This is a genomic window from Bacillus sp. EB01, from assembly GCF_000613125.1.
Taxonomy (GTDB): domain Bacteria; phylum Bacillota; class Bacilli; order Bacillales; family Cytobacillaceae; genus Bacillus_D.
The window spans coordinates 4,661,105-4,676,095 of sequence record NZ_HG964497.1 but is presented as its reverse complement, the minus strand read 5'-3'; the positions used below and the strand labels follow the sequence as shown (position 1 = coordinate 4,676,095).

Below are 14,991 nucleotides of genomic sequence, written 5' to 3'. Positions count from 1 at the left end.
TCGTATAGCCGTAAACAATAAGAAGGCTCCTACTTTTGAAAGCGAGGGATTCAGGTGGCAGATCAATCCAATAGAAACAACAATCTGCATCAGCAAGGAAGCAGCAGCCAGTCCCGAAACAATTCAAACTACAAAGAGGAAACTTCCTCGGAGCCCTTTCTACTGCCTTCACCGCAAGGATCATCAAACCTGCAGGCGGGCACCGGGACTGGTTCCACATACCCGGAGACGGCAGGTACTGGTTTAACTGGTATGACCACAGGCACAGGTTCTACTGACATGAATGCAGGCACCGGCTCAACTTACTCGGAGTCCTCGCGCACCGGTTCTTCTGACATGCAAGCAGGCACCGGCTCAACTTACTCGGAGTCATCAGGTACCAGTTCTTCTGACATGAATACAGGTACCAACTCGACTAACTCGGGGTACTCAGGATATGGTTCATCAGACCTGCGTACAGGCACTGGCTCAACTGTTTCATCTGGACAAAATGTCAGAGAGGAAACTGCCAGTGAGCTTGCTGCACCTGTTCCTGTAAAGCATACGAGGAACGAATCTCGCGGTCAGCAAAATAATGCCGGTGAAAACGCAGGAACCTCAATGCTTGGGTTTGCTGCATTGGGATTAGCAATTTTGTCGCTGTTCGTTTTGCCAGTTTTGCTTGGAGCAGTGGGGATAGTACTCGGTTTTCTTGCGATGCGCAAAGGGCAATCAAAGCTAGGCGGATGGGCAATTGGCATTGGCGCGGTTTCACTTATTATCGGGATGTTCATAACACCATTTTTCTGATACTTTCAGTCACAGGAGCAAAGAAAAGAGGCTGGCATGTGCGCCAGCCTCTTTTAATTTTATTTTACACCTTGTTCTTCAAGGGCTTTCTTTTCAAAATATTCCGCTGCAATGGCGTCAATTTCTTTCTTTAATTCCTCAACCATTGTTTCTTCAGGGACTTTCCGAACAATTTCCCCTTTCCTGAACAGGAGGCCTTCGCCTCTTGCTCCAGCGATACCGATATCGGCTTCGCGTGCCTCACCAGGACCGTTTACTGCACAGCCAAGAACAGAAACTTTGATAGGAGCTTTAATATTTGAAATATATTCTTCAACTTCATTAGCGATACTGATTAGATCGATTTCAATACGTCCACAGGTTGGGCAGGCTATTAAGGTCGCCGAGTTGTTTGATAAACCAAATACCTTTAATAGCTCGCGTGCAACTTTAATCTCCTGGACAGGATCTGCGCTTAATGAAATCCTCATTGTATTGCCTATGCCCATATTGAGAAGGACACCAAGGCCGGCAGAACTTTTTACAGTACCAGAGAACAGGGTCCCGGATTCTGTAATGCCAAGGTGAAGCGGATAATCAAAAGCCCGGGCAGCTTTCTCATATGCTTCGATAGCAAGGTTGACATCCGATGCTTTCATGGAAACGATAATATCATGGAAATCCAGATCCTCTAGAATCTTAATATGATGAAGGGCGCTTTCGACCATTCCGTCCGCAGTAGGATAACCATATTTATCAAGGATTTTTTTCTCAAGGGAACCAGCATTAACGCCTATCCTGATTGGAATCCCTTTTTCTTTCGCGGCTTTGACAACGGCCTCGACTTTTTCGCGTCTGCCTATATTACCTGGGTTGATCCTGATTTTGTCGGCACCGCCTTCAATTGCTTTTAAGGCAAGTTTGTAATCAAAATGGATATCAACGACAAGCGGGATGTTGATTCTTTTCTTTATCTCAGGAATTGCCTCGGCAGCCCGCATATCAGGGCAGGCAACCCGGACGATTTGACAGCCAGCGTCCTCAAGTCTTTTGATTTCAGCGACTGTTGCTTCAACGTCATGGGTCTTGGTCGTAGTCATACTTTGTATGATTATTTCGTTATTGCCGCCAATGGTCAGGTTGCCGACTCGGACCGGGCGGGTTTTTGTACGATGTATAAGTTCATTCACGTAAGGTCCGCTCCTTTGGGTACTATTTTATATATATATGCTAAAAGCAGTACTAAACTATTTTATCAGTACCCAGACAATCTTACAAGATGGAGGGACCGCTGAGAGGTTTTGCTTCCTTAGTTGGAATAACTAGGGAAGAGATATGTTTTGCCAACCTGCATGGTTTCTGGTGAGGTTCCGGGGTTCAAGGTTTCGAAATCAGAAATAAGTTTGCTGACAGGAACCCCTGTATCTCCAGCCTTGAATTCCTCAACAATTGATAGCAGTGTTTGGCCTGGTTTTACTGTTGCTTTGAAGTAAGGCTGGGAAGGGGAACTTGTCTCTTCATGTACCTGAATTGGGACTGTTACAGCAGCTGGAAGGGTGCCCCTTGTTAAATCGACATATACAGAAATGAATAGGGCAAGGGAGAAAACGAAGGCTATGAATTTTTTCATTGGACAGGCCTCCTCCGGCAATTTGTATCATACTTATGCTGAAGAGACCATAGGTAGAACCAACAATTATTTGAAAGTGCGCCGTCCTAACAGGTAATAAAGCCGCCCTGTGAAGTTCACAGGACGGCCATCCATTAAGCAGGCTCCTTATTTGGGCCAGGCGTTTCATTAATCGCTAGATACAAAACAATGGCGGAAACAAACCAGTTGATCATAATACCATTTGGAACAACAGTTTGAAGAGCTTCCATTATTGTAAAGAATATCGTGGAAAGTGTTACACTATAAGCAGCCATTCTCCACAATTGACCGAATACAAGCTGCCTCCTCATAATGTTGCTGAACATAATACCGATACCTGCAAGGACTGTTATTTCAATAAATTTCATGGCAGAAGATAGGAGCAGGATAAATGCAAAGACTATTGGCATAATCACGCCTTTAACACCATTCATGGAATTGAAGAAATCCAGGAAATCCTTTTTTGCAATCTCACTGCCTTCAAGCATGGTATATGGGTAGGATTGTGTTCTCCCGCCTGCTGATAGGGCGAATTCATTTTTTAGAAAACCGAAAGCATTGCCGTTTTCGGCAAGCTCATCTCCGTCCACGGAACCTGTCGGATCAAGTGTGATTGAAAATCCGTCTCTCTCTACAGTAATTGGCTTATCAGTTTCGGCCTCAAGAGTACCGTTTTTAATCGTAAAATCAGGAAGTTCCTCACTGGCGATTTGCTTTGCTGTTTCAATACCGCTTGTTATGGCATTATTAAAAAAGTAAAAGGTTGGCAAAATGGAGATCAATGTTAGCAGGAAAACATATAAAATCGTTTTGCCAATTCCTTGCAAACGGAATGAAGCTATATCCTTGGGTGAATAGATACTTCTGTATAGTTGTTTAAAAACGTTCATTATTACACTCCCTAAAAAGTTTCAACCCTTTCATTTTATCCCTTCCGGATTCGCAGTACAAGTGTTTGAAATCAAAAGCAAAAACGTGGCAGATTAACAAATATGTTTAAGGGTATTTAAGAATTAGGAATAAACGTTTTCTGAGTTTGGAATTATGCTTTTAAAGGAGATAATTGTATGGAAACAGTAGTTTGGGGCATTGTCATTTTGTTATTTATTGTTGCTTTTGTTGGAATTGTATTTCCAGTTATTCCAAGTGTTTTATTTATCTTCGCTGGATTTCTAGCATACGGCTTTTTTATTTCTTTTGAACCTTTTAATTGGTTCTTCTGGGTTGTCCAAGGCATGTTCACTTTACTCTTGTTTGGTGCGGATTATGCAGCCAATATTATAGGAATCAAAAAGTATGGGGGTTCAAAAGCAGCTGTGTGGGGCAGTACGATTGGTCTGCTGGTTGGGCCGTTTGTCATCCCATTCCTTGGAATACTTATCGGTCCCTTCATTGGGGCTGTTGCAGCAGAATTGATTGTTCACAGAAAAGGGCTGACTGAAAGTGCAAAAATAGGCTTTGGTTCTGTTGTTGGTTTCATTAGTGGAGCTGTGGCAAAAACCATCATTCAGGCTGCGATGGTTATCTATTTTCTTATTATGGTGTTTTGAAATAATATAAAATCCGGCTAGGGTATAGGTAACTCCAGCCGGATTTTATTAATATAAGGAAAGAACACCCTTCTTCTAGTTGGGGTTTCCGTTTTAATTCAAGCCGCAAATTTCAAAACCGCAATTCTGACAATCAACTTCCTGTCTTAGGTAGGTTAAGTCCTTTATCGTAAATTTCTGCTGATCATAACTGATGACATCCATATCTCTTAATTCCTTTAGGCTTCTCTGGATGACTTCCCTGGTACCATACGTCAAATTGGCGAGTTCCTGATGGGTAAGAGGGAGGTCTATTAAGATTCCATCCTCGGTGTCGACACCATAGGAATTGGCAAGCCGGATTAAGATGGAATAAAGGCCGCCTTTTTTGCCATTCATGATTAAATCCTGGCATTTCATTTGTGCCTTGAGATACCTCGTACTCAGCCATGAAACGATGGCAGTCATCGCAAAAGGATCGTTATTGATGAATTCCTCAAATTGTTCCCGACTGATGACAAGCAGTTCGCAGTCCGTAAGTGCTTTGGCAGAGAAGTGATAGTGGGAAGAGGAATTGAAGATTTGGTATTCGACCACTATTTCTTTCTGATTAAGAATTTTGAGGATGAATTCCTTACCTCTTAAATGCACTCTTCCGATGGCTACGCTGCCTTTCTGGATAATATAAATATTTTCGACACAATCCCTTTCGCTAAAAAGCGTAGTACCCGCCTTGTATTTCTGTAGGGGTTCCTTACCGCCAAAAAAATGAACAAGTAAATTATAGAGAGAATCTATATTTTCATACATGACCGCCACTCCTTATTTCTCCTTATTTTGATTTAAAAAGATTATAGATATCATGTCAATGCTGTTTTTACAAAATATGGGATAAAAACCAAGAGCCTATGACTTAAATCGTTGACAAACCTGGGGAAACCTGAAAATGACAAATTTCCGAATCTTAAATGAAACAACTAAGAAATCCCGGTATGAAACTTCTTCGCAAAGGGTAAGGTATCAATGTTACCAGGGAGCGTATTATTTGAATCAGACAAGTAACTCTGATAAGCTGTAACTGCAAAGCTTTAGAAATTTCTAACAATTTTTAAGGCCAAAATCATTTACATAGGAGGAATAATTTATGGCATTTGAATTACCACAACTTCCTTATGGGTATGACGCTCTAGAGCCTCATATCGATAAAGAAACAATGAACATTCACCATACGAAGCACCATAACACATATGTTACAAACCTTAACAATGCACTTGAAGGAAATGAGGAACTTCTTTCCAAACCAGTGGAAGAGGTAATTGCAAACCTTGATGCAGTACCTGAAAGCTCGAGAACTGCTGTCAGGAACAACGGTGGAGGACACGCTAACCACAGCCTATTCTGGCAGATCATTTCACCAAATGGCGGTGGAGAGCCTACTGGCGAGCTTGCGGACGCTATTAACAGTAAATTTGGCAGTCTTGAAAACTTTAAAGAAGAATTTGCAAAAGCTGCTACAACTCGTTTTGGTTCCGGTTGGGCGTGGCTAGTTGTCAATAATGGTGAAATTGAAGTAACCAGCACACCAAACCAAGACTCCCCATTGATGGAAGGCAAGACTCCTATTCTTGGCCTGGATGTTTGGGAGCATGCATACTACCTCAAATATCAAAACCGACGCCCGGAATATATCAATTCCTTCTGGAATGTTGTTAATTGGGAAGAAGTAGGCAAGCGCTACAGCTCAGCAAAATAATGATTTTGCACGGAAAGGCAGAGAATATCTGCCTTTTTTCTTATTTTTCAATAGTTGTTGTTTTTCCTTGAGCATCTGGAATTTTTTCCTTAGATGTTCTCCAGGGAACTCATTCAATGTCCTAATGGGAAAGGTCAAGGAACCAACCTATTGACGACCGTGCGCCTTATTTCTAATCCATCAGAGTAGTTAAGAACCTCCATTGGGGTCTATACACCTCTTTTTTTACCTATCAAGGTAATCAAGATCCTCTATTGACGACTGTGCCCTCAATTTCAAACCGTCAGGTCGACAAGGACCTATATAAACGTACCCACTTTTTCTTAACCAACAGGGAGGTCAAGAACCTTTCTTAACTAGCGACACCCTTCATTTCTAAACCAGCCCTTCAAGGAAGAAGTTTATTCAAAACTTCACAGCTTACCCTTTTAAGAACTCAACCAATTAATTTGGAATAGAAATGGGTGGGGTGATGAAAACTACCTTTATGAATAAAGGAGTTTTCATATGTTTAAAAAACTGAAGTTATTTGGAGATCTGGAAGTAACAAAGGACTTGAAGCTGCTGCTTTTACTTGGCGGTCTATATTCATTGAGTGTTGCCCTCTCAAACACATTCGTAAATATTTATTTATGGAAGCAATCAGGGAATTTTGCCACGCTTTCCCTCTATAATTTATCAATCGTAATTCTTCAGCCGCTTACATTCATACTCGCTGGGAGATGGGCAAAAAAAGTTGACCGCGTGATTGTTTTGCGGATTGGGGTTATTTTCCTTGCTCTGTTTTATTTAGCGGTTCTGGCCGCGGGTACGGGTGCATCCAAATTTCTCTTCCTGCTTGGCGGACTGCTTGGTATCGGATATGGATTTTACTGGCTCGCTTTCAATGTGCTTACCTTTGAAATTACCGAGCCGGAAACAAGAGACTTTTTTAATGGATTTCTTGGGATCCTATCGTCGGCGGGAGGAATGGTCGGTCCGCTTGCCTCTGGTTTTATTATCACAAGAGTAGTTAATTTTAATGGTTATATGATTGTATTTGGTCTTTCGCTAGCCTTATTTTCCCTGGCTGTATTTCTAAGCTTTTTTTTGAAGCCCAGACCTTCTTCTGGGAAATATTCAGTTGGAGATGTTTTTAAGGAACGGGGAAGGAATCGAAATTGGAAGCTAGTCACTAACGCCCATTTTTTCCAGGGGCTGAGGGAAGGAACGTTTGTATTTGTTATTTCAGTGTATGTGTTTCTCTCAACCGGAAGTGAACTTTCACTTGGAACGTTTGGCCTGATTAACTCTGGTGTTTCTTTTCTTGCTTATTACTTTGCGTCAAGGTTAATAAAGAAGCAGCGAAGGAAAAAGGCAATCTTGCTTGGCGGCCTTATATTGTTCGCTTCCGTTTTTCTCTTGGTGTACCAAGTCAATTTTCAAAAAATGCTGCTTTATGGAAGTGTCATTGCGATTGCTTATCCGATCTTGCTAGTCCCGTATATGTCAATTACCTATGATGTGATTGGAAGGAGCAGGAATGCTGCGGAAATGAGAATTGAGTACATAGTCGTCCGCGAAGTATTTCTTAATATCGGAAGAATAGTATCAATACTCGTTTTTCTGGCCGGAATAACATTATTTGATTGGCAAGAAAGCATTCCGATTCTGCTTGTCATCCTCGGAGCGGGGCATGCGTGCATCTATTTTTTTCTAAGAAAAGTCCATCTTTCTTCCCCTTAGGCCCCTGCATGCAGGGGTCTTTATTCTTATGGATGCCTAGTTTGTGTTCCTGCTTGAGACCTATTTAAAAATTGGTATATGGTTACTGATAGAAATTATTATTTTTATACTTTACAATAAAGGATAGTGAATTTTAAAAGGAAAGTGTGAGTACATGGTTACGACGAAGAAAAGAAAGAAAAGGGCTCATGTGCCGTTTAGGCTCAATATATTATTTTTTGCAGTGTTTGTACTTTTTTCTTTATTGATTTTGAGATTAGGAATTGTTCAGATTGTATATGGCGATGATTTTAAGCGCGAGGTGGAACGTACGGAGGATGTTACCGTAAAAAATCCCGTTCCCAGGGGCAAGATGTTTGATCGTAATGGACAGGTCATTCTTGATAACGAGCCGCTGAATGCAATCACATATACGAGATACCAGGGTACAACACAAGAAGAAATGCTTGAGGTTGCTGAAAAATTAGCAAAGATGATTCATAAACCATACGACAAACTCCAGGAGCGGGATAAAAAGGACTTCTGGCTGCTGAAAAATGAGGAAGAAGCTAAAAAGTTAATTACTAAAAAAGAATGGGATGCCTATTACAATAAGGAAATTACCGATAAAAAGCTATATGATATGCAAGTCGAGCGTGTAACAGAGAAGCATATTAAATCCCTGACCTCAGCCGAACTTGAAGTTGCGGCAATTTGGCGCGAATTTAATGCTGGTTACGCCCAGACACCGCAAATTGTAAAAAATGTAGACGTCTCGGATAAGGAATTCGCAGTTGTAAGCGAAAATCTTGAGGACTTGCCTGGTGTTGACACTACGACTGACTGGAAGCGCAAGTATGTATTTGGAGATACACTCAGAACCATTCTTGGAAATACTACATCTTCGTCCAAAGGCATACCAAGGGAACAGCTGGATTATTATTTATCGAGGGATTATAGCCTTAATGACCGGGTCGGGATCAGTTATATAGAAAAGCAATATGAAGAAGTTCTCCAGGGACAGAAGGCGAAAGTAAAAAATAAAACGGACAAAGGCGGAAATGTTCTCGGGACAGAAGTCGTTTCTGAAGGCCAACGCGGCAAAGACCTTGTCCTTACCATTGATATGGAGCTGCAGCGTGAAGTTGAAAAAATTCTCGAAGAGGAACTTTGGGCAGCAAAGCGGAAACCTGGTTCAGCGCTTCTTGATAGGGGCTTTGTTGTCATGATGGATCCTCACACGGGTGATATTTTAACGATGGCAGGCAAGAAAATTGAAAAGGACCCTAAAACTGGCAAATATAAAATGGACGATTATGCATATGGAACCTTTACTAGTTCATATAACGTAGGATCGACAGTTAAGGGGGCGACTGTTTATACTGGACTGCATGAAGGGGTTATTACGCCTTCAACAACTTTCTATGATACCCCGATGAATATAAAAGGGACTCCCAAAAAGTCATCCTGGAAAAGCGGTATTGGTTCTGTGAACGCTGCGAGCGCATTAGAGATTTCATCTAACGTGTATATGTTCCATGTGGCAATCAAGCTGGGTAAAGGAACTTATATTCCCAACCAGCCGCTGCCGCTTGACCTGAAGGCATTTAACACCTTTAGGGAAAACTTCAGCCAATTTGGCCTCGGTGTCAGGACTGGTATAGATTTGCCAAGTGAATCTGCTGGATTTGCCGGGCCAATCGAGGGAGGGAAGCTTCTTGACCTTGCAATTGGCCAGTATGATACGTATACCGCTATGCAATTAGCTCAATATGTTTCTACCGTTGCTAATGGGGGGACGAGAATTCAGCCTCATATTGTAAAAGAAATTCGCGAACCTGAAATGGAAAGTGACGAGCTCGGACCTATCATTCAGGAAATTCAGCCAAAGGTTTTGAACCGTATTGATAAAGGTGAAGAATACCTTGATGTTGTAAAGCAAGGTTTCTGGCGGGTTATGCATGGTTCAAGAGGGACTGCTCGAAGCAGGTTTAATGATGCCCCTTATAACCCGGCAGGAAAGACCGGTACTGCCGAAGCATTTTATGATGGGTTTGAAAGAAAGAAATTCGGTAAAATTCCTCCTGAAGTTATGAATCTTAGCCTAATTGCTTTTGCCCCATACGAAAAACCTGAAATAGCAATATCTGTACTTATTCCATGGGCTTACCAGGGAAGCGGCGACAGCTATAATAATATCATAGGGCGAAAAGCTCTCGATGCATACTTTGACATAAAGAAAAAGCGTGCATCCGGTGAATCCAATTCTGTTAATGACCAAGAGCAAACTCAGAATGGAACAGAAAACCAAACAGAATAGGGTCAATAACAAAAAACCGCCTTAGGGCGGTTTTTTGTGTTCGTACATATTTATCTGGGTCTTTCGTAATGATTTCGGAAACAATGGGCAAACTTTTTTATAAGGATATAGGCTTAAATTTACAAAAGCTTAACATTCGGTTAAAACGTCTTTAACAGTATACCTGTAATCTAATATTCGTAGGGAAGATAAAAAAACCAAACACTTAGGGGGAACAAAACGGATGAAACGATTCAAGAAGCTCAGCCTGTTAGCAATGCTGGCAGCAGTTATGGTATTTACAGCAGCATGCGGAGGCGGAGACAAAGCAGAAGGCGGCAATGGAGAAGAATTAGAAGGAAGCGTCGTTATCGACGGATCTGGCACAGTATATCCATTCATGGCCAAAATGGCTGAAAATTATATGACCAACGAACAGGAAGGTGTTTCTGTAGAGGTCAGCCGTGCAGGTACTTCTGCAGGTTTCAAAAAGTTCCTAGCTGAAGATGGAACGGACTTTAACAATGCATCCCGTACAATTAAAGATGAAGAAAAAGCCGAAGCAGAAAAGCTTGGCATTGATGTAAAAGAATTAAAAGTTGCACTTGACGGAATCACAATTGTCATCAACAAAGATAATACATGGGCAAAAGAACTTACTCAGCAGGAAGTTATAGATATCTTTACTGCAGCTAAAAATAAGAAAAACTGGTCTGATGTACGTGAAGGTTTCCCAAATGAACCAATTCAGACTTACGGACCAAACGAAAACCATGGAACATACGAGTTCTTCTATGAGGAAATCCTAGGTGAGCAAGACCTGCCTGGAAATATCAATCTACAGCAGGATTACTCGACATTGGTAGACCTTGTTTCAAAAGATAAGAATGCAATTGGCTTCTTCGGTTTCGGTTACTATGACAGCAACAAGGATAAGCTTGGTGCGGTTAATATCGACTTTGGCAACGGACCTGTGGAACCTTCCCTTGATACAATCAAGGAAGACGGAGCATATGCACCTTTCACCCGCGCTGTATACACATATTTAAATGCTGATATGGCGAAAGAAAAGCCGCAAGTCCTGGATTATGCAATCTATACAATGGAAAATGCACAGGATGTTGCATCCGAAACAGGTTTCGCGCCACTTTCTGATGCAGACAAGCAGGCAGCACTTGATGCTCTTAATGCTCTGAAAAAATAATTTGAATTAGAATACCATCCATGCCCATGGGAGATGAGAAGCCTGGCCTTCTCATCTTTTGTGTGGTTTTAGGTTTACTTATATTTTCCTAAGGAAACTATAAGGGTGAAAGGGGCTTATATTATGGACAATAATGGCAGTAAGAAGCTTGATATAAGCGGACTCATACAAGAGAAGAAAAAGTCCGCAAGCCTGGGAAGAGGAATAGAAAAACTCGTACCCAGCATCCTCTTTGCAATAGCGGCTATCTCCGTTTTTACAACATTCGGGATAGTGATCACGCTATTGTCGGAGACTTTATTATTCTTTAAAGAAGTGCCGTTTATTGAATTCTTTACAGGCACAGTACTTAAGCCTTTGGGAGCTAATGCCCAATTCGGTATCCTTCCATTATTAAATGGCACAATTATTTCTACTGCCATCGCTATGGTTGTGGCAATCCCGGTTGGTTTGATGACAGCAATTTTCCTAAGTGAATATGCGTCGGATAAAGTCAGGAGAATTTTGAAACCAATTCTTGAAGTATTGGCTGGGATACCAACAATCGTGTATGGTTTCTTTGCTTTTACATTTGTTACCCCACTATTACGTTCGTTTATTCCGGGGCTGGAGCCTACCAATATTTTGAGCCCGGGGCTCGTAATGGGCATCATGATTATCCCGATGGTTGCCTCCTTGTCCGAGGATGCAATGAGTGCTGTACCGAATGCAATGCGCGAAGGTGCGCTTGCACTTGGTGCGACAAAGCTGGAAGTCACCTGGCGGGTTGTTATACCTGCGGCCATTTCAGGGATTATTGCATCCTTCGTATTAGGTATTTCACGTGCAATTGGTGAAACCATGATTGTAGCAATTGCAAGTGGAAGTTCCAAGAACTTCACTTTTGATATAACTCAATCCATGCAGACCATGACAGCTTATATAGTAGAAGTCAGTGGTGGTGAAGCTGCAGCAGGAACAACATTGTATTACAGCTTGTACGCAGTCGCTATGACACTGTTTGTGTTTACATTAATCATGAACCTGATTGCACAATATATTTCACGTAAGTTCAGGGAGGAATACTAAAATGAAATATATTGATAAAAATCAGGTACAGAAGAAAATGGGATCTAGACTTACCGTAAACAATGTCGCTAAGGCATTTTTCTTGATAGCTGCATTGTTCGGGATTGCTGTATTAGCCATCCTGATATACCGGGTAATTCGCGACGGTATTGCATGGATTGATATGGATTTCCTTCTAAACAAACTTTCCACTGACCCTGACAGGGCAGGGATTATGGGAGCTATTTTGGGTACTTTATGGCTCATGTTAATTGTAGCGCCAGTAACGATGATCCTTGGTGTCGGTACTGCGATATATCTTGAAGAATATGCCAAAAAAGGCAGACTGCAATCATTTATTCAAACGAATATTTCTAATTTGGCAGGTGTTCCGTCCGTTGTATTCGGTATCTTGGGATTAACAGTTTTTGCCCGCTGGATGGATCTGGGCTCTGTTATACTAGCAGGGGGCCTAACTATGTCACTTCTTGTTCTGCCGGTTGTTGTTGTTTCTAGCCAGGAAGCAATACGTGCAGTTCCACAATTTTTGCGTGAAGCATCATACGGCATGGGAGCGACTAAATGGCAGACAATCAAAAATGTTGTCCTTCCGACCTCGCTTCCAGGGATTTTGACAGGGGTAATCCTGGCGTTATCAAGGGCGATTGGTGAAACAGCTCCACTTGTTGTTTTGGGTATCCCTGCGTTATTAATACCTTTTCCGGACAATGTTCTCGATAAATTCACGATTTTACCTGTTCAAATATACTACTGGACTGTTGACTCGGCCCTTGTTGCCGAATACGCAAATCTTGCTGCGGCAACAATTATCATCTTGTTGCTTGTCCTGTTCATCATGAATTCTATAGCAGTTTTAATCAGAAACAAATTTCAAAAAAGATATTAAGACGGGAGGCCGATTACATTGGGGACTACAACAGGAAAAATGAAAGCTCATGCTGAGCGCCAGTCTGATACAAAAGCGGCTAACGCTGCCAAGAAGGCAGTTTATGAAACAAATGATTTTAATTTATGGTATGGCGAAGGCCATGCGTTAAAAAATATCAATTTAGATATTAATGAAAATGAAGTAACAGCCATCATCGGCCCATCCGGCTGCGGGAAATCAACTTACATCAAAGCTCTGAACAGGATGGTTGAGCTTGTCCCGGGGGTAAGGACATCCGGAGAAATTCTTTATAGAGGCAAGGATATCCATGATAAGGATTTCCAGGTGGAAGACCTTAGGACACGCGTCGGCATGGTTTTCCAAAAGCCGAACCCTTTTCCTAAATCGATTTATGAAAATATTGCATATGGTCCAAAGATTCACGGTATTCGAAGTAAAAAAGTATTGGATGAGATTGTAGAGCAAAGCTTGCGCGGCGCTGCGATTTGGGATGAAGTAAAAGACAGGCTTAACCAGAATGCTTATGGATTATCCGGCGGTCAGCAGCAGAGAATTTGCATTGCGCGCTGTCTTGCAATTGAACCAGATGTAATCCTTATGGACGAGCCAACTTCCGCTCTTGACCCTATTTCAACCCTTAAGGTTGAGGAGCTAGTTCAAGAATTGAAACAAAATTACAGTATTATCATCGTAACGCATAATATGCAACAAGCAGCAAGGATATCAGATAAGACTGCATTTTTCCTAAATGGCGAGGTTGTCGAATTTGCGGAAACAAATAAAATCTTCTCAAATCCATCGGATAAACGGACAGAAGATTATATTTCAGGTAGGTTTGGTTAAGTAACATTAGCATATAATTTAATGTGAGTAGCAAGCTTCACTGTACTTAACCAGGACTAATAATGGGGTGACGAAAGTGGTAACAAGGACAAATTTTGATAATAACTTGAATCAGTTAAAGGAAATGCTAATGGAAATGGTTCGGCTGGCGACTGACGCGGTCAGAGAGTCAACCGAGGCGTTAGTTGCCCAGGACCTTGAAAAAGCACATGAAATCATAGAAGGCGATAACCGGATTGATGAGCTTGAGTCTAAAATAAATGAATTAGCGGTTCTGTTGATTGCAACTGAATCTCCAGTTGCAACGGACCTCAGAAAAATCATCGCAGCCTTGAAGATTTCCTCTGAGGTTGAACGGATTGCTGACAATGCAGTTAATATCGCAAAGGCGGCTCTCCATATCGGAAAAGAAAAACACATTAAGGAAATTGTAGATATTCCAAGGATGATGGAGCTCGTCATAGAGATGCTTGAGTGTTCCTTAAAATCATTTTATGAAAGTGACACAGTCCTTGCGAGGGAATGTGCTAAAAAGGATGATCAAGTTGATGAATTATATGGACAACTGGTTAAGGAATTATTGAGTTATATTCCTCAAAATCCGGCAGCAACAAATCAAATTCAACAACTCGCCTTTACGTGCCGCTATATCGAAAGAATTGGCGACCACTCAACCAATATAGCCGAGCAGGTTATTTATCTAGTAACAGGCAAGACGTACGATTTAAATACTTAATCAGAAAGCATGGTGCCAGCTAAGTTTGGCGCCATGCTTTTTTTGTAGATAAGGAAATTGTAGATTCTCAACGGAGGATAATTTTTTTATTGAGAGTATCTACGTCTAGCTCCAGCCCCTACGCGTGCGCAAACTTCAGCCCTCCTCCATACGATAAGTCATCATCGAATCGCTAGCGCTCTTCGTGATTCCTTTATCTCAGTCGAGGTCCCTCCATTTTATACGGCGATGACCACTAAGGGAAGCTCCTGATAATAATCATCGCAGGGACACAAAGGAAAGCATCCTTGAATTAACATCGCAGAGACAGGCAGCTCTTGGCCTTGCTCGAGGCGGTTTTTGCCTGTCACGAAGGCGCTTGCGCTTTTGTTCTAATTTCCCCTTTTTTATGCTGACTGTGTCGAATCTCCTCTAAAAAATCGGCTGTAACTTTATAAATAAATTTTTTTGCGGGAGTTGGAAAAGGTATGGCGAGGTCAGGCGGATTCCGACAATTTGCGTTTATTGTACAAGGATAGCGGAGGTGCTACGATTATTTTAGAAAAGG

At 41.7% G+C, this 14,991-nt stretch carries 14 protein-coding genes; 10 read left to right on the top strand and 4 right to left on the bottom strand.

Annotation, left to right across the window (positions count from 1 at the left end; genetic code table 11):
• Nucleotides 1–54 precede the first annotated feature (54 nt).
• Nucleotides 55–789, top strand: coding sequence for a DUF308 domain-containing protein (locus TY16_RS27350; RefSeq protein WP_052342832.1), 735 nt, complete (start codon nt 55–57; stop codon nt 787–789).
• Between the two features lie 59 nt (nt 790–848).
• Here TY16_RS27350 and ispG read toward each other — a convergent pair whose 3' ends face one another.
• The 3 genes from ispG to TY16_RS22030 form a co-directional block, all read right to left on the bottom strand.
• Nucleotides 849–1,958 carry a flavodoxin-dependent (E)-4-hydroxy-3-methylbut-2-enyl-diphosphate synthase gene (ispG, locus tag TY16_RS22040; protein WP_043933896.1) on the bottom strand — a complete coding sequence of 370 codons (1,110 nt, stop codon included), beginning with the start codon at nt 1,956–1,958 and terminating at the stop codon, nt 849–851.
• A 119-nt stretch (nt 1,959–2,077) separates the two neighbouring features.
• A complete protein-coding gene (locus TY16_RS22035) occupies nt 2,078–2,398 on the bottom strand; it encodes a LysM peptidoglycan-binding domain-containing protein (RefSeq protein ID WP_043933895.1) in 321 nt (106 codons plus the stop codon).
• A 134-nt stretch (nt 2,399–2,532) separates the two neighbouring features.
• Nucleotides 2,533–3,309, bottom strand: coding sequence for a DUF1189 domain-containing protein (locus tag TY16_RS22030; protein WP_043933894.1), 777 nt, complete (start codon nt 3,307–3,309; stop codon nt 2,533–2,535).
• A 177-nt stretch (nt 3,310–3,486) separates the two neighbouring features.
• Here TY16_RS22030 and TY16_RS22025 point away from each other — a divergent pair, with 177 nt between their 5' ends.
• Entirely contained in the window at nt 3,487–3,969 is a 483-nt protein-coding gene (locus tag TY16_RS22025; RefSeq protein WP_043933893.1) for a DUF456 domain-containing protein, read from the top strand.
• Nucleotides 3,970–4,062: 93 nt separating this feature from the next.
• On the opposite strand, the gene TY16_RS22020 is transcribed toward TY16_RS22025, so the two are convergent.
• Nucleotides 4,063–4,758, bottom strand: a complete 696-nt coding sequence (locus TY16_RS22020) for a Crp/Fnr family transcriptional regulator (RefSeq protein WP_052342831.1) — start codon at nt 4,756–4,758, stop codon at nt 4,063–4,065.
• A 334-nt stretch (nt 4,759–5,092) separates the two neighbouring features.
• On the opposite strand from TY16_RS22020, the gene TY16_RS22015 reads away from it, so the two are divergent.
• The 8 genes from TY16_RS22015 (at nt 5,093) to phoU (ending at nt 14,444) form a co-directional block, all read left to right on the top strand.
• Nucleotides 5,093–5,701, top strand: a complete 609-nt coding sequence (locus TY16_RS22015) for a superoxide dismutase (RefSeq protein ID WP_043933892.1) — start codon at nt 5,093–5,095, stop codon at nt 5,699–5,701.
• A gap of 507 nt (nt 5,702–6,208) precedes the next feature.
• Nucleotides 6,209–7,426: an MFS transporter gene (locus TY16_RS22010; RefSeq protein WP_043933891.1), complete on the top strand. Its 1,218-nt coding sequence runs from the start codon at nt 6,209–6,211 to the stop codon at nt 7,424–7,426.
• A gap of 154 nt (nt 7,427–7,580) precedes the next feature.
• Nucleotides 7,581–9,725, top strand: a complete 2,145-nt coding sequence (locus TY16_RS22005; protein WP_043933890.1) for a peptidoglycan D,D-transpeptidase FtsI family protein — start codon at nt 7,581–7,583, stop codon at nt 9,723–9,725.
• Between the two features lie 223 nt (nt 9,726–9,948).
• Nucleotides 9,949–10,908: a PstS family phosphate ABC transporter substrate-binding protein gene (locus TY16_RS22000; protein WP_043933889.1), complete on the top strand. Its 960-nt coding sequence runs from the start codon at nt 9,949–9,951 to the stop codon at nt 10,906–10,908.
• 123 nt (nt 10,909–11,031) lie between these two features.
• Nucleotides 11,032–11,976 carry a phosphate ABC transporter permease subunit PstC gene (gene pstC, locus TY16_RS21995; protein ID WP_043933888.1) on the top strand — a complete coding sequence of 315 codons (945 nt, stop codon included), beginning with the start codon at nt 11,032–11,034 and terminating at the stop codon, nt 11,974–11,976.
• Between the two features lies 1 nt (nt 11,977).
• Nucleotides 11,978–12,862, top strand: a complete 885-nt coding sequence (gene pstA / locus TY16_RS21990) for a phosphate ABC transporter permease PstA (protein ID WP_043933887.1) — start codon at nt 11,978–11,980, stop codon at nt 12,860–12,862.
• A 39-nt stretch (nt 12,863–12,901) separates the two neighbouring features.
• On the top strand, nt 12,902–13,708 hold the full coding sequence (pstB, locus tag TY16_RS21985) for a phosphate ABC transporter ATP-binding protein PstB (RefSeq protein WP_043934918.1): 807 nt from the start codon (nt 12,902–12,904) through the stop codon (nt 13,706–13,708).
• A gap of 76 nt (nt 13,709–13,784) precedes the next feature.
• Entirely contained in the window at nt 13,785–14,444 is a 660-nt protein-coding gene (gene phoU, locus TY16_RS21980) for a phosphate signaling complex protein PhoU (protein WP_081773073.1), read from the top strand.
• Nucleotides 14,445–14,991: the final 547 nt, after the last annotated feature.